This window comes from Streptomyces albofaciens JCM 4342, from assembly GCF_008634025.1.
Classification (GTDB): Bacteria; Actinomycetota; Actinomycetes; order Streptomycetales; family Streptomycetaceae; genus Streptomyces; species Streptomyces albofaciens.
Map to the genome: position 1 here is coordinate 733,956 of NZ_PDCM01000002.1, position 15,409 is coordinate 749,364.

Annotated in this window: 10 protein-coding genes and 1 CRISPR repeat array; of the genes, 6 read left to right on the forward strand and 4 right to left on the reverse strand. The window is 68.7% G+C overall.

Translation table 11 applies throughout. The features are described from left to right. The first annotated feature begins 15 nt into the window (after positions 1-15). Genes cas6e through cas2e form a run of 3 tightly spaced genes read left to right on the forward strand, consistent with a single transcriptional unit; the run spans position 16 to position 1,966 of the window. Positions 16-666 (forward strand): type I-E CRISPR-associated protein Cas6/Cse3/CasE, encoded by a 651-nt coding sequence (gene cas6e, locus CP973_RS23715; protein WP_150244798.1) that lies wholly within the window; start codon positions 16-18, stop codon positions 664-666. Between the two features lie 56 nt (positions 667-722). Beyond that, positions 723-1,649 carry a type I-E CRISPR-associated endonuclease Cas1e gene (gene cas1e, locus CP973_RS23720; RefSeq protein ID WP_150250149.1) on the forward strand — a complete coding sequence of 309 codons (927 nt, stop codon included), beginning with the start codon at positions 723-725 and terminating at the stop codon, positions 1,647-1,649. Further along, positions 1,649-1,966, forward strand: a complete 318-nt coding sequence (gene cas2e / locus CP973_RS23725; protein ID WP_150244801.1) for a type I-E CRISPR-associated endoribonuclease Cas2e — start codon at positions 1,649-1,651, stop codon at positions 1,964-1,966. Before cas1e ends, cas2e begins: the two co-directional genes overlap by 1 nt. A 201-nt stretch (positions 1,967-2,167) precedes the next feature. Next, a CRISPR array of direct repeats spans positions 2,168-2,561; the repeat unit is 27 nt; unit sequence CCTCCCCGCAGGCGCGGGGGTGTTCCG. Between the two features lie 3,247 nt (positions 2,562-5,808). Here the strand turns inward: cas2e and CP973_RS23730 are convergent. Beyond that, on the reverse strand, positions 5,809-6,921 hold the full coding sequence (locus CP973_RS23730) for a GNAT family N-acetyltransferase (protein WP_341874856.1): 1,113 nt from the start codon (positions 6,919-6,921) through the stop codon (positions 5,809-5,811). A 184-nt stretch (positions 6,922-7,105) separates the two neighbouring features. Here CP973_RS23730 and CP973_RS23735 point away from each other — a divergent pair, with 184 nt between their 5' ends. Beyond that, complete coding sequence (locus CP973_RS23735) at positions 7,106-8,398, forward strand: integrase (RefSeq protein ID WP_150244807.1); 1,293 nt, start codon at positions 7,106-7,108, stop codon at positions 8,396-8,398. A 662-nt stretch (positions 8,399-9,060) separates the two neighbouring features. On the opposite strand, the gene CP973_RS23745 is transcribed toward CP973_RS23735, so the two are convergent. Next, positions 9,061-10,302 (reverse strand): hypothetical protein, encoded by a 1,242-nt coding sequence (locus CP973_RS23745; protein WP_425282016.1) that lies wholly within the window; start codon positions 10,300-10,302, stop codon positions 9,061-9,063. Between the two features lie 489 nt (positions 10,303-10,791). Between CP973_RS23745 and CP973_RS23750 the strand changes: the two genes are divergently transcribed. Beyond that, a complete protein-coding gene (locus CP973_RS23750; protein WP_244409968.1) occupies positions 10,792-11,328 on the forward strand; it encodes an EF-hand domain-containing protein in 537 nt (178 codons plus the stop codon). A 158-nt stretch (positions 11,329-11,486) separates the two neighbouring features. Here the strand turns inward: CP973_RS23750 and CP973_RS23755 are convergent, their stop codons facing one another. After that, positions 11,487-12,914, reverse strand: a complete 1,428-nt coding sequence (locus CP973_RS23755; protein ID WP_150244813.1) for a phosphatidylinositol-specific phospholipase C domain-containing protein — start codon at positions 12,912-12,914, stop codon at positions 11,487-11,489. Positions 12,915-13,373: 459 nt separating this feature from the next. After that, entirely contained in the window at positions 13,374-13,499 is a 126-nt protein-coding gene (locus CP973_RS41465; RefSeq protein ID WP_280119031.1) for a hypothetical protein, read from the reverse strand. Positions 13,500-14,077: 578 nt separating this feature from the next. Between CP973_RS41465 and CP973_RS23760 the strand changes: the two genes are divergently transcribed. After that, positions 14,078-15,346: an esterase/lipase family protein gene (locus tag CP973_RS23760; protein ID WP_150244816.1), complete on the forward strand. Its 1,269-nt coding sequence runs from the start codon at positions 14,078-14,080 to the stop codon at positions 15,344-15,346. The last annotated feature ends 63 nt before the right edge of the window (positions 15,347-15,409 follow it).

The following is a 15,409-nucleotide window of genomic DNA, read 5'->3' on the forward strand; positions in this document are numbered from 1 at the left end:
CGCCCGGGACCACGCATGACCGACCACCCCCTGCTCGCGCGCATCCGGCTCAACCCGCACAGCCGCGACGTCCAGCGCGACCTGCGCGACGCCACCGAAATGCACCGCACCGCCATGCGCCTGGTCCCGGACCACCTCGGCCACAGCGCCCGCCAGCAGGCCGGCCTCCTCTACCGCATCGACGAAACCGACACCGCCAGCACCCTGCTCGTCCAGGCCCGCCACCTCGACCTCACCCGCCTCCGCGACGGCTACGGCCACGGCGAGGTCAAAAGCCTCGCCCCCATGTTCCAGGCGCTGCGCGAAGGCCTCACCGTCCGCTACCGCATCGTCGTCAACCCCTCCAAACGCGAACTCCTGCCGAAGTCCGCCGGCAGCAAACGCGGCCGCATCATCCCCCTCGCCGGAGCCGACGCCGACCAGTGGTGGACCCGCCGCGCCGCCGACGCCGGCCTCCACCTGAACACCCTCATCCCCACCCCGCTGCAGCCCGTGCGCCCGCACGGCAAAGACGCGTCCTCCATGCGCCACAGCCTCCTGCGCTACGACGGCACCGCCACCATCACCGATCCCGCCGCCCTCACCCACGCCCTCACCACCGGCGTCGGCCGAGCCAAACCCTACGGCGCCGGCCTCCTCAGCCTCGCCCCCGCAACCACCCGATGAGCACACCCCGCAACGGCGGTGACGCCCGCAGACGGCTCGCCGCCCCCACCCTGGCCATGCTGCCGCGCGTCGCTGACTCCCTGTCCTTCCTGTATCTGGACATGGTCCGCGTCGTCCAGGACGACACCGGTGTCTGCGCTCAGATCCAGGCCGGTGACCGCACCGACCTCGTCTATCTCCCCACCGCCGCCCTCTCCTGCCTCCTCCTCGGCCCCGGCGTCTCCATCACCACACCCGCCCTGACCACCCTCGCCCGCCACGGCACCACCGTCGTGTGCGTCGGCGCGGCAGGCGTTCGCACGTACGCCGGCATCCTGCCCGACTCCCTGACCACTCACTGGCTCGAACTCCAGACCACCGCCTGGGCCGACTCCGACCGCCGCCTGCACATCGCCCGCCGCATGTACGAAATGCGCTTTGCCGACGCCGACCTGCCCACCACCGTCGACCTCGACCAACTACGCGGCATGGAGGGACAGCGCATGAAGGCCCTCTACAAAATCCTCGCCCAGCAGCACGGCATCGGACGCTTCCGCCGCAACTACCACCCCGACCAATGGGATACGCAAGATCCCGTCAACCTCGCCCTGTCCGCCGCCAACAGCTGCCTCTACGGCATCGTGCACGCCGCCCTGCTCGCCCTCGGCCTCTCCCCCGCCCTCGGCTTCGTCCACGCCGGCACCCAGCACGCCTTCGTCTACGACATCGCCGACCTCTACAAAGCCGAAACCACCCTTCCCCTGGCCTTCGCCCTGCACCAGTCGCCCCACCCGGAGCAGGAAGCCCGCCGCCGCTTTCGCGACAACCTCCGCCTCTTGCGCCTGCTGCCCCGCATCGTCCGCGATACCCAGCATCTGCTCACCCCAGAAGCCACTACCGCCGCTGACCACAGCGAACGCCACGACGTCGACATGGTCCACCTCTGGGACCCCAAAAAGGGCACCCTGCCCGCCGGAGTCAACTACGCCGGCGGCGACCGCTGATGCCTTCCCTGCTCGTCATCGCCACCACAGCCGTCCCCGACCATCTCCGAGGCGCCCTCAGCCGCTGGACCAGTGAAGTCGTCCCAGGCATCTTCGTCGGCGCCGTATCCGCCCGCGTCCGCGACCAACTCTGGCAAGCCGTCACCGAAACCGTCGGAGACGGCGCCGCCCTCCTCGTCCACCCTGCCGACACCGAACAGGGCTACGCCCTCCGCACCGCAGGCACCCGCCGCCGCGCCCCCATCGACTTCGACGGCCTCACTCTCATCCGCATGACCGGCACACAAAAGGCAAAGAACGAGCAAAGCCCCCTTTAAGTCGCAGGTCAGGAAGAGTCCTCCCCGCAGGCGCGGGGGTGTTCCGCCCAGTGACACCCCGGATCAGGCGACGCTCACGTCCTCCCCGCAGGCGCGGGGGTGTTCCGCCGACGCCGGCGGCGGGGCGAACTCGGCATGAGTCCTCCCCGCAGGCGCGGGGTGTTCCGCCACCGACCCGGCCAACCCGGTCTACCACTTCGTCCTCCCCGCAGGCGCGGGGGTGTTCCGCAGGCGGGGCACCATCGCGGTTCCACCTTAGGGTCCTCCCCGCAGGCGCGGGGGTGTTCCGGCCGACGACGGAGGCGCCACGTGAACCTGATCGTCCTCCCCGCAGGCGCGGGGGTGTTCCGACCTCGCGGGGACTGGCCTTCTCGCCGCCGAAGTCCTCCCCGCAGGCGCGGGGGTGTTCCGCCATATGGGTCCAGGGCGACGTGTTCGATGTGGTCCTCCCCGCAGGGGCGGGGGTGTTCCGGCAGAGGCCCGGTGGAAGAGGCAGGAGCAGGAGTCCTCCCCGCAGGCGCGGGGGTGTTCCGACGGTGGAGAACCGGTCCGTGCGGTGGCGGCCGTCCTCCCCGCAGGCGCGGGGGTACTTCAATGCCGAACTGATCGCCGTCGGCGGACGGATGGTCTTCCCGACAGGCTCGGGGTGCTTCATAGTGCTCGGCGAGCTGCGCGGCGGCTTGGTCGTCTTCCCCGCAGGTGCGGGGTGCTTCGACGGCCCGGCAGTCGCGCTGCAGCCGCTCCAGTCCTCCCGTAGGCGCGGGGGCGCTTCGTAGACGGTCTTGGTCAACTGGGAGACGATCCCGTCTTCCCCGCAGGCGCGGGGGTGTTCCGACGGCCGTCGCCATCGCCCGCGCGATCCTCGGGGGTCCTCCCTGCAGGGGCGGGGGTGCTTCGATCCGCGCCCGCGTTCTGGCCCGGGATCCGATGTCCTCCCCGCCGGCGCGGGGTGTTCCACGGGCAGCGACGCCCACGGACGTGGCCGGAGCGTCCTCCCTGCAGGCGCGGGGGTGTTCCGGTCCGGGAGGCACACGAGGTGGCCGCGGAGCGGACCTCCCCGCAGGCGCGGGGGTGTTCCGGTCTTGTCCTTCGCCGTCAGCCCGGCCTTGGCGTCCTCCCCGCAGGCGCGGGGGTGTTCCGACGATGTCTCGCGGGTCGTCCGGCGCGGGGGGGCCTCCCCGCAGGCGCGGGGGTGTTCCGACGCCGGTGGACGGCCCGGAGGACACGGTGGAGTCCTCCCCGCAGGCGCGGGGGTGTTCCGTTGGCGCATGATTGGCGCGGCGGCAATCAGGCGTCCTCCCCGCAGGCGTGGGGATGTTCCGTGATCGGCCGCGACCTCCAGGACGTCGCCGACGTCCTCCCCGCAGGCGCGGGGGTGTTCCGCAGGCCCGCGAGACCTACAAGGTCGCCAAGGCGTCCTTCCCGCAGGCGCGGGGGTGTTCCAGCGTAGGAGGTCCGGGTGCTACTGCACGGGCGTGTCCTCCCCGCAGGCGCGGGAGTGTTCCGAAGAGGGGCGTCGGGGAACTCCTCCGCTCGCCGTCCTCCCCGCAGGCGCGGGGGTGCTTCGGCTGTGGCCGCCGCGAAGCAAGGACATGGCCTGTCCTCCCCGCAGGCGCGGGGGTGTTCCGGTGAGGCACGCGTGAATCCTGACTTCCTGCCCGCCCTCCCCGCAGACGCGGGGGTGTTCCGGCCGACGTGGGGGTGCTGCGCCGAACTTCGAGGCCCTCCCCGCAGGCGCGGGGGTGTTCCGACCACCGACAGCCGCTTCGGGTCGGACACGTCGTCCTCCCCGCAGGCGCGGGGGTGTTCCGGCCGACGTGGGGGTGCTGCGCCGAACTTCGAGGCCCTCCCCGCAGGCGCGGGGGTGTTCCGACCACCGACAGCCGCTTCGGGTCGGACACGTCGTCCTCCCCGCAGGCGCGGGGGTGCTTCGTCGGCGGTGTAGGTGAGCTGGTCCGGCGCCGGGCCTTCCCCGCAGGCGCGGGGGTGCTTCGCCGGGCCCGTCCGTGAGTCTCACGGCTGCCGAGTCCTCCCCGCAGGCGCGGGGGTGTTCCGTCGGCCAGGAACGTCTCGGTCTCCCAGTACCGGTCCTCCCCGCAGGCGCGGGGGTGTTCCGTCCGAGGCCATCTCCTGGGCTTCGGTGGCTAGGTCCTCCCCACAGGCGCGGGGGTGTTCCGGACAGCCGGGCTTCCCCGCCGAACGCCTGGAAGTCCTCCCCGCAGGCGCGGGGGTGTTCCGTTACCGGGCGTGGCGTGGGACTTTTTTGTGACGTCCTCCCCGCAGGCGCGGGGGTGCTCCGGCCACCTTGGTCGTGGAACACGCGGAGATCACGTCCTCCCCGCAGGCGCGGGGGTGTTCCGCCAGGCCGCACAGGCGGGGGCCACTTCTTCCAGTCCTCCCCGCAGGCGCGGGGGCGTTCCGCCAATCGCGCGCTCCTCCAGGTGCCCCGTCTTGTCCTCCCCGCATGTGCGGGGGTGTTCCGCATCGTTGCAACACTTAGGCCGTGGCCTTCTTGTCCTCCTCGCAGGCGCGGGGGTGTTCCGGCGGCCTACCTGCGAAGCCGCGTTCCTGTTCTGTCCTCCCCGCAGGCGCGGGGGTGCTTCGGTGGTGGAGCATCGTGGATTCCTTTCGCTCGTGTCCTCCCCGCAGGCGCGGGGGTGCTTCGATCGCGAGAGGGCTCATGCTCTGGTGATCTCCGTCCTCCCCGCAGGCGCGGGGGTGCTTCGCTCACGGTGGGCGTCACGTCCAGTACGGCGAGGTCCCCCCCCCCGCAGGCGCGGGGGTGCTTCGGCGGTAGGGCGGTAGGTAGGGGGCCGGTAGGCGTCCTTCCCGCAGGCGCGGGGGTGTTCCGCAGGCGATCCGTACGACCCGTGCCATGGGCCAGTCCTCCCCGCAGACGCGGGGGCGTTCCGCCCTCCAGGGATGGGCTCATGCCGTCGTACGAGTCCTCCCCGCAGACGCGGGGGCGTTCCGCCCTCCAGGGATGGGCTCATGCCGTCGTACGAGTCCTCCCCGCAGACGCGGGAGTGTTCCGCCGGTCCCGCGCGAGTGGTGGTTCGCGTTCCGGCCCTACCCGCAGACGCGGGGGCGCTTCGGAGCTGACCTGATGGCGGCCGCCGTCGTCAAGATCCTGGTCCTCCCCGCAGGGGCGGGGTGCTTCGTCGAACACCACGGTGGTGGTCGTCTTGCCGGGGCCCTCCCCGCAGACGTGGGGTGTTCCACGGGTGTCAGGCATGTGAGGCATGTGGCCTGTGTCCTCCCCGGAGACGCGGGGGTGTTCCGGCGTTCTCCATGAGCGCGACCTCGGTCATGGCGTCCTCCCCGCAAGCGCGAGGGTGTTCCGCGCGGGCGTACACCGAGTACAACCGGGCGCGGGTCCTCTCCGCAGGCGCGGAGGTGTTCCGGCCACGGTGATGGTGCGCTTGTGCGGGGTGGCATCCTCCCCGCAGGCGCGGGGGTGCTTCGGCATCGAGGGGCGTTGCCTGGGACACGTACCGGCCTTCCCCGCAGGGGCGGGGGTGTTCCGCCGTGGCGGTCGCGTCCGCGCCAGTCCGTGAGGTTCTTCCTGCAGTCGCGGGTGTTCCGGCCACGAGAACGGCGTTTCGGCTGGCGTCGGAGACCTCGCCAGACACCCTCTGGCATGACGGTGACCGGAACGCGCCCCAGGCGCGATGCTGTAGGGCTACGCGATACCCCGAGCGCCTTCCCCTCATCACCCGAGCGGGGGAAAGCCGCGGTCTCGGGCACACCGACGAGCGAAACCCGCGCAGCTTAGGAGGGCCTAACGGTCACATGAGGTATCGCACAACCCAGCGCCAACCAGGGTCGTACGTCAGAGCAGCTCAGAGCCCAAGGTCCCAACCGTATTTGCTGCTGATGCGGCCGGTGGCGATGTGGCGCAGCGCGGCGGCGTGGTAAGGGACGGTCTGCTCAGGGATGCCGTCGAAAGGAAACCAGGACAGTCCGCCGCATTTGTCGGGCTCGGCGTTGTACGGTTCGCCGTCCCAGGAGTGGGCCCGGTAGAAGATGCCGAAGCGGGGGTCTTCTCCGGGGGCACGGTGGTCGATGACGTGGGCCAGTTCGAGGTGGCCCGGGTCGACGCGTACGCCGATCTCTTCCCATCCCCCGCGGACGGTGCCGTGGTCGGTGGGTTCGTCTGCTTCGAGGTGGCCGGAGGGGACCTGCGATTGCCCGGAGGCGTATCCGCCTTGGCGCAGGGTGAGCAGGACCTGGCTGTCGCGGATCAGCAGGAGGTGGACGTCGATGATCCGGCGGTGGCGCTGGACGGTGAGGGGTGCGGTCACGGTGAGGGCGTCTCTCGTGAGTCCGATGGGGCAGGCCGCCCGCAACGCCCGTCTACCGGGCTCGTTTTGAGCTGCCCATTCGTCCCTAAGGATCCCGTACGTGATGGAGCCGCGCCACGCTTCCCGGACATAGACGTGCCCGCGGATGTGCCCTTCTTCGACCATGCCAGCGGCGAACCGTGTCTTGGCGAGTGCCTCGTTGCGCGGGGCCCGCGCCGCCCACTCGCGGTGGAGCCCGAGATCGGTGTAGGCTAGGTCGAGGGTCAGCCGTACGGTCTCCCGGCCGTAGCCGACCTTCCACTTCCAGGAGTCGGGCCGCAGGGCGAAGCTCATGGTGGCGGCCTTCTGCTGGTGCGGGTCGGTGGCCAGACGGGTGATGCTGATTCGACCCCGTCGCCTTGGCGTGATGATGGCGCAGTCGCAGCTATGCCCCGGTTCACGGGCATTCGCCGAGAACATTTCATATTGGGTGGTCTGATGTAGGGCAGGTGGTCGGCACCCCCGGCTCCATGGAGCCGTTCCCGTCGGCCTCGCCTCGACCGCACCGGTTGCCGTTGTCGCATTGATCAAGCCGTCCCGCACGAACGCCCTGCGTGACGCACGTATCACAGCAGTCCGCCGCGGACCTCCTCGTGCCGAGCGCACCGGCACTTTCCTCCGGGCGGTATACCGTGGGCAGCACGAAACGAGACCCCGCTGGCCCCCTCAGCGCCCCGGAGGCGCAGGGCTGTCAGCGCAGCGGTAGCACCTCGGGCAGCCAGTGCTGCTGTCCGTCACCGCGGAGGGGACTCGGAGTGGGTGGCGTCTGCGACCACCCAGCAGGTTCGGGGGCGGCATGCCGTACGTCGAATGGCGCGGGAACAAATGCCGGGTCAAATGGTGGTCCGGCGAGTACCTGGAGAACGGCAAGAAGAAATACGAAAGCAAGAGCGGCTTCGACAATGAGGAAACCGCATACAACTACGGTGCGGACCGTGAGTACGAGGTCCGTCACGGCACGCGCGTGGCCAAGAGCCGCGGCGACATCCTGATGCACACATACAGCCTGGAAATCTGGCTGCCGGACCAGGACCTCCGCCACGGGTCCATCAGAACATACCGGTCCATTCTCACGGCTCAGATCAACAAGCAGTGGGGCACGCACCGCGTCAACGAGATCGAAACCCCGGAGTACATCGCGTGGAAAAACGCGCTCAACCAGAAGGTACGGCACCACGAACTGGCCCGAACCTACGTCGATGACATCCTCATGGTCTTCGGCATGTTGATGACCGATGCCGTGCAGCGATACCGGCTCCGGACCGACACCCCCATCCCGCCGGCCACTCCTCGCCGCGGCCGGTATGTCAAGAAGGTCCGCAAGAAGAAGCGTCCGCTGGCCATGGGCCCGGTCTACCAGCTCGCCGTGAACGCGTACACCGTGTGGGGTTTCACCGGCTGGACCTACATCTGGCACGCGGCCTTTCAAGGGATGCGCCCCGGCGAGATGTACGGCCTGCAGAAGATCTACGCCTCCCCCGCCTGGCCGGCCTCCGATCCCGACCCGGAGCAGCGCGAAGAATCCCGGGAGCGCTACGCGACGATGCCCGCTACCCGGGTGCAGTTCCAGCACCAGTGGGTGGACGGGAAGAAGGCGCTCACCGCCCCGAAGTACGACTCCCACCGCACCCTCGTCCAGGCGCCCTTCCTGACGGCGATGCACGAGGCGCTCGCGGCGTCGCACCCCTCGCCGTGGTCGTTCCCCGCGATGAACGGCGGAGACCTCCTGGGCGCCCACTTCGGCCCGGACTACTGGTGGCCGATCCGGGACGGGTCCCCCGCCCGCGCGGCCCGCCGGGACCGCGTGCGGCCGGCCATCCCGCCGGTGCAGGAGTTCTCGGTGGGAAAGTGGCCGATCTACCGGCTGCGGCACTGGATGAAGGAGTGCCTCGAAGAGGAGGGGCACTGCGACACCGCCATCGAGACCCGCATGGGGCACGAGATCGCCGGTGTCCGGGGCCTGTACGGCAACCTGACCCCGAAGATGGAGCAGGACATCGTCGAGGCGCAGCAAGAGCGGTGGGACCGATTTTTACCAGGCTGCGGAGGGCCTCTGGAGGCCCCCGTTTCCCACTCCTCTCCCAGTTGACCAGGTGGTGACGCCGTTTCCCCAGGTCGGAGGGCAAGTTCTCCGAGGGGTCACACCAGTACGGGGCTCATGACCGGGATGAGGATGCCCGCGTCGAGCGACGGCGCCAGCGACAGCCCCCAGAAGAAGAACCCGTTGTAGGCGAACACGCCGACGATGCCTGCCAGGGCGGCGCGGCCGGCGGCCCGCGGCGGAGTCTTTGTCCGCCCGCCCCCAGCCGTTTCCCGAAAAGCGCCACCACCACCAGCAGCGCCAGCGCGGCGCCTCCGAAGCGCAACAGGGCGGCCACCGTGTGCGGCACGTGCTCCACCACCGACTTGGAACTGGAGAAAGCACTCCCCCACAGCACCATGGTGATCGACAGCAGCAGATACGGGCTGCTCGGGCCCTTCGTTCTCGTCATGGGACGACTGTGGCGGCCATGGCCCCGACGGGTCTTGAACGCTGGTGCGCCTTCAGCGGCCGGGGGGTCGCAGTGCTCGCCGACGGGCCTTTGACGATCTCGCGGAATACTGGCGGAAGGGGGTTACCGGGCTACCGGGTCACCACGGTCGTGCCCCGTTCCGGCCTTGGGGCCGGGCTCGGAGCAGGGACGCGAAGGGCCCCGCACGAAACCCGGGGTCCGGGGTTCACGTGCGGGGCCGCTCACGGGATGCGGGCCGTCAGACTCCGATCAGGGTGTACGTACCCGTACCGTCCTGCCGGCCGCTGGAGTACTGGCGTATGAACTCCCCGTCCGCATACCGGTCGTGGCCCATCATGGAGCCGGTGTACTTGTTCTGCACACCGATCTTCGAGCTGCCGGGCACGTCACGGTAGATGTAGAAACGCTGGAGGTCGTCCTCCGCGCAGGTGGCCGTCTGAAGGACCGCCCGTTCGGTGCCCGCGTTCTGCCCGGCGATGGTCGCGCACCCGCCGTTGCCCCAGTTCCACAAGGACGCCTCGATGACCCCGTTGCGCTCCGTCACATTGCACAGGCGCCAGTTGTCCAGGTGGGCGCTGAAGATCGACGAGGGTCGCAGGCGGACACCGTCGGACGCCAGGAGCGGCGCGCCCCAGGACAGGGGCTTGCCGGGTACGGCGATCTTGTAGACCTCGGCCTGGCAGTCGAGAGCGGCCCGCGCGCCGCGCCCGGTGGCCTTGAACTGTTCGGCGGACGTGCCGCCGGCGAGCGCCGGGCGCTGCACGAGGCGGTCCCGCACCTGCTTCGCCGTCGGCGCCACCGCACCCGCCGCGTGCGCGGCCTTCGCGGCGGCCGAGCCGCAGTCGAGGAGGCTTTGCGCCTTGGCCATGATGCTGCCCGCGGGCACCTTGTCCTGGCAGCGCACCGCACCTTCCTCAAGGGTGGTGTAGGTGGTGAAGTTGCCTCCGTCGGGCCCCTCGATCCACTTCAACGCCCACCTGCCGTCGCCCTGTTGGACACGGTTGCAGTTGAGGCTCGTGTACGTACCGGTGACCTTCTTGGTGCCCTTGTAGGCGCCGTAGTAGCCGGGCTGGTTGAAGTTCCACGTGACCGCATTCGACTCGGTGCTGGTGGAGGTGTAGTCGGCCTTCACGTCAAAGCCCAGGCTCGCGCCGACCTTGCCGAGGGCCTCGGTGCCGAAACCGCCCTCGATTTTGCCGCTGAGGCCGACGGAGACCGTGATGGTCGTCTGGGTGGTGGTGGTGACGGTCTGGGTGCCGGTGGTGCCCTCGGTGACGTACCAGCCCTTGAAGTGGGTGATCGTCGGGGACACTTCGGTGGACTTGATGTACGGGTGGCGTGTGCCGAGGTCGGCCGCCGTACAGGTATCGCCGGGCGCGGGCGTCTGCGCCGTCGTGCTGGTGGGCGCTGCAGCCGCCGGTGAGGCGGCAAGGCCCATGGCGGCGACCGCGCAGGCGGCCGCCGTAGCGGTCACCGCCATGAGTGATCTGCCGGTGCGACTGACGGGTCTTATGGGGCGCATCGCTGCCCTTTCCCCCTGGTCGTGTGTTCGGTCAAGGGGTGAACGTAGCGGCCACGGGGGTGGCGGCGGGAGCCCAGAACTGGCCAAAAATGATCACAGAAGGGCTTATTCCGCCCCTGGCGCACAGGACCCGGACCGGTTCTGTCCCGGCGGACCTGTACGCCATCGGACAAGGGGCCCCCTTGGAAACACGCCGCATGCCTGCTCGCGGCGGACCCGCCGAGCCCGCATCGCTCCCACCCAACGCCGACGCGCCGCCGAAACGATGACAAGTACTCCCGACAGCCCGTCGGGGATCCAGCAGCCTCCCGCCCGATTGCCCACGGGCACACGGTTCCGCTCCCTTATGAGCATTCTTGCGCGTCACTAACGAAATGTGCGTTTTCCATGCTTTCCGTGGGTATCTTCACGACTGAAAAGCCATGGAAGCAGCCGGGAGGAAGCGCCGTGCCCCATCCCCTGTCCGACTCTCCGCAGCACCGGATCTTCGCCATGCTGGACGTGGACGGTGACGGTGCCATCACCCGTACGGAATACCTCGCCCGGGTCGACCGCGTGGCGGCGGCCATGGACCGCGACGCCCACCATCCGGTCGTCACCGCCGCGCGGGCCGCCCACGAGGCGGTCTTCGCGGACATGGACGCCGACCACGACGGCCGCGTGACCTTCGAGGAGTACCGCGCCTGGGTGGGGCACGAGACCTTCGAACGCTCTTGCCGGCCGGCGCTGGGTTCCTTGTTCGACATCGCCGACGCCGACGCCGACGGGCGCCTGAACCGCGACGAGTTCATCCGCCTGCGCACCGCGGCGGGAAACGCCGGGCCCGATGCCGCCGCGGCCTTCGACGCCCTCGACACCGACGGCAGCGGGCTGATCGACCGCGACACGTACCTGGCGGGCATCAAGACGTTCGTCACCGCCGGCAGTTCCCCCATGGCCGCGGCTTACGGCGCCGGGCGCCCGGTGCTCGAAGCCCGCCCCTGACTACGTGCGCCCCCGCAGCCGGGGGCGTCGACCGTCACCCCGGCACCACCGCCAAGCTCGTCGGCCCACTGGCGCGGCACACGCCCGTCGGCCGCGACGTCGAGGTGATGCGGAACCCGTCCCGAGCGTCAGGCGGGAACCGCGTCACCACGGCGCTCTCACTGCACCTGAACCCGTTCGTCGAACACCCAGCGGCACTCGTCTTGCGTCCCGTTGCTGCCGAGGCTCGGCTGCACGCCGCTGCCCTTGTTGTTGCCGGGAGTGTGGAGATACGTACCCGTGGTGTCCAGCTTGAGCTGGAAGCCGTCGCCGTCGGAGTGGGGGGTGATGTGCCAGGTGCAGTGGTAGCCGTTTTCCTGGGTTGCTCCGCTACCGGGGTGGCAGGTAAGGCACTTGCCGCTGCGCTCGCAGCGCAACCGGTAGGTGCCGTTGTCCGCCCTTTCGAGTGTCCACCGCTGCTGGGGATATCCGCTGTAGGTCCACTGGACGACGGACGTCTGGGCAGTTCCCCCGTCGAGGGCCTTTCCGGTTCCCCGGTTCCAGATCACATAGGACTTGCCGACCTGGAGGGTCGGGCGCTTGAAGGTGTTCAGGCGGATCACCGAGGCGGTCATGTCGATGTCGCCGGCGTCCCAGTTCGCGTCGGGACTGTCGACATAGTCCATGGCGATCACCCCGGTCCGGTGCGTCTTGTAGTAGTACTGCCCTTCGAGGAGCTTGCGTGTCCAGGGGTTGAGGTCCTTGACGTAGCTCCAGGGGGTCCACGTGCTGCCACCCACGCCGTTGGCGCTGAGGTGGTTGACGTACATCTTGTTTCCGTTGAACTGCCAGATGGCGGCCCGCAAATGGGCGTCGATGGCGTTCTTCTTCTTTGCCAGGGTGGGGTCCTTGTACAGGTCTTGGACGGAGAACTGGCTGTCGTCCGAGAACCTGAGGCCTTCTTCCACCCACGGCCAGCCGGTCATCAGCACGATCTTTCCCCGCGCCGTCTTCAGCGTCGGGAAACCGCTGCTGATGTGGAAGTACGAGCGCCACCCCTTCTTGTCCAGATAGTCCTTGAAGATCCTCTTGTACCTGTCACTGTCGGTCGAGTGTTCCTGTTGCACACGCATCAGGACCGTTTCCGTCGGATACTTCTTGAGGAAATCGGCGCAGATCTGCAGAACCTGCCCGAACACCATCTCCTGGTAGTAGCGACCGTGGTGGATCGTGAAGTAGTCGTGCCAGTTCTGGCAGCGGATGTCGATGTAGCGCACTCCTGCGCGCAGTTGCCAGTCGAGAGGCCGGTTCTGGCACTGGGCGAAGCCCGCGCTGCCGCCGGCGTAACGGGCGCAGGACTCGTGTGTGCCGGGGATCGACATGCCGCGGATGTCGGTGTCGTCCGGGATACGGCTCATCCACTGGACGGTCGCCGCGCGCACCCCGCCCAGGTCGCCGGAGCGTGGGAGCGCTTCCCGTGCCTCGACGGGCGGGCGGGTCAGTGACTCGGCCCACGCCGAGGAACGGCCGGAGAATGCCAGCGGCATCCCCGCCCCCACCGTCAGGGCCGCGTCTCGCAAGAACCGTCGCCGGTCCATCTCGGTCATTTCCTGTACCTCTTTCTTCGGCCGGAACCAGCCGAGTCGGGGTGGCGGGGAGTTCCCGCCGTGGAGCGGGAATTTCCCGCCGTATGGCTGCGCCTGTGGCTCGTGTGATTGGGGTGCCGGTTTCCGCGGGAAAGGACGGGACCGCTCCCTGCTGGACGATGACCCCTTCGCCCTTCGCCTGGGCGGTGTCGGTCACGGTCTCCGTCGTGTGGCTGCGCATGTCAGTACGGGCACGTCCCTGCTTTGCAGGGCAGTGTCACCTGGTGGCCGGTGCGGCGGACTCTGAGCGGGCAGTGGCCGCAGCCCTTCGCAGGCAGCAGTGGCGGCCGGGCCCTGGCTGGACCCCGGTCGTCTGAAGAACACGCCGCTGTTCCTCGGCAGAGAGCGGTTCGGTCGCAGGACCGTCCGACCGCTACGAACGAGAAGGGGCCGTCCCCCGTGCTCCGTTGCCGTTACCGGTCAGGGCCGTCGCCTGGCCGGGGCGGGGTTGACGACCATGGAATCGTTTTGGTGGCTGGCCTGGAAACCGAATGCGGAGAGGATCGTGCCGGTGGCGTCGACGACTCCATCAATGATGTCCGGCACGGGGTTTGCTTTCCTGAGGTGACGTCAACCAGTGCGTTACCCCACCTGGTGCAGCGCGCAATCCTGACCCGACCGGTAAGCACTGAACGAGTGACTTGGCCTATTGTCGGACTTGGCTGGGTTGCCTCATCGCGGTGTTGGTGTCAGCGGTTCGCAGGGCGATGGCGACGCTATTGGTCACGAGCGAGCGCTGCGGGGGCCTTGGAGCTTTGCGTGCTCTTGTCGTGGGCGCCGCAAATGCCGCCGAAGTGATCAACCGGTAGATCTCGGTGCCCTGGTGCGGGGCGTACTCGATGGTCCGCATGTCCTGCGGGTCCGCGCCCTGGCAGTGCTCAGCAGAGATGAAGGTCTACGACAGTTACGAGCCTTCGGCCACCTCTCATAACCAGCCGGCGCACGGACGTCATCGCCGCGGGCGCGGCCTCCCGCGGTCCTCGGCCTTCGTCACCCGAACCGAGCACTGCGCAGGTGCGCCGATGCGGTATGTGAGCTACTTGCAGAGCGGGCGCAAGCCAGCTGGTTCTCCCGCTTCCGCGCGCCTGTCTGCGCGTTACGCGCTGTCTTCGGAAGGAAAGGCGATGAAAGCTCTTCGCTGGTCACGCATCACCGCGGGCGTCATATCCGTCGCGCTGACGGTCTTCGGCGGGGCCACCGCCCCGGCCTACTCTGCGCATACGGGTACCCTGCCGCGGCACGACTCCCGCGCACTGCCCCTCGACGGGGAAAAGGACCTGTACGGCCCGTTCAAGCTCTGCGGCCCCAAGGGCGTCTGTTACAAGGGCCCCGCACAGACGGCGCAGGAAAACGAGGCCGTGACATGGCGGGTTTCCGTCGTGAAGCAGGAGGCAAGGTACGCCACGGTGAAACTGACCCACTACAGCCCCGCTTCCCAGTTTCTGCGGATCGACGATCGCTCGGTCAGCGATTCGAAAGAGGGCAGCGAACTGCTGCTGGAAGACACCGGATCCATCTGGACCGAGACGAACCACAAAGACCCCCTCGGCAGGTTCCTCATCGGACGGAACGGGCGTCTGGCGGTCCAGAGCGGGAAAAGGCAGCACGAGGAGGTGAGACTGCTCCACGGGTCCACGGAGATCAACTCGAAGAACATCTCCAGCTACTCGCTCCCCACCAACACCAAGGTCCCTGCGATCGTCTTCGTCCACGGCATGAACGACAGCGCCGGTGCTTTCAGCAACATGAAGAAGAGGTTCCTGGACGCAGGCTGGAAGGAAGGCGACCTGGACGCCTGGGAGTACGACTGGCGCGACGAGCTCACGGGAACCGCGGCAGACCTGCACCAGGAAGTCCAAGGAAGGTTCGGCGGCCGACGCGTGGTGCTCGTCGGACACTCGCTCGGCAGCATCCCCACGCGGCTGATGGCCAGAGGAGTCAATCTGCAGAGCTGGATCTCCCTGGGCGGCCCGAACAACTTCGGCGGCAAGAAAGACCTGGTGGAGGCGCTCCTCAGCCTGGGGAAGGTGGCGAACATCGCCACACTGGGCCAGTCGCAGAAGTACTGCTTGGCGGGCACTCTCATGGCGACAGGCAAAGCATGGGCATCCGTATGCGCGCTCTTGGACTCCGACTTCGTCAGGGAAGTGGACAGCGCGAGATTTGCGCGCGCGCATTCCATCTGCTCGAAAGCGGACACACTGATGGGCTGCTCGACACCCCATCTGAACTGGGGCACCAATCACGAGGTCCAGGGCGTGACCCACCCGAACCTCCCCCGCGACACCACGGTGATCGGCAAAGTGCTTGAGATCGTCGGGAAGAGCATGAACTGCCAGAAGAACATCGCCGTGGACGCATCCGAGATCCAAAAAGGCACCTGTCACGTCTGAGAGCCCGTCGTCGACGTACCCGGCGCGAAGAGGGGCCCGGCCCGCACCGGCACGTCAGCACTT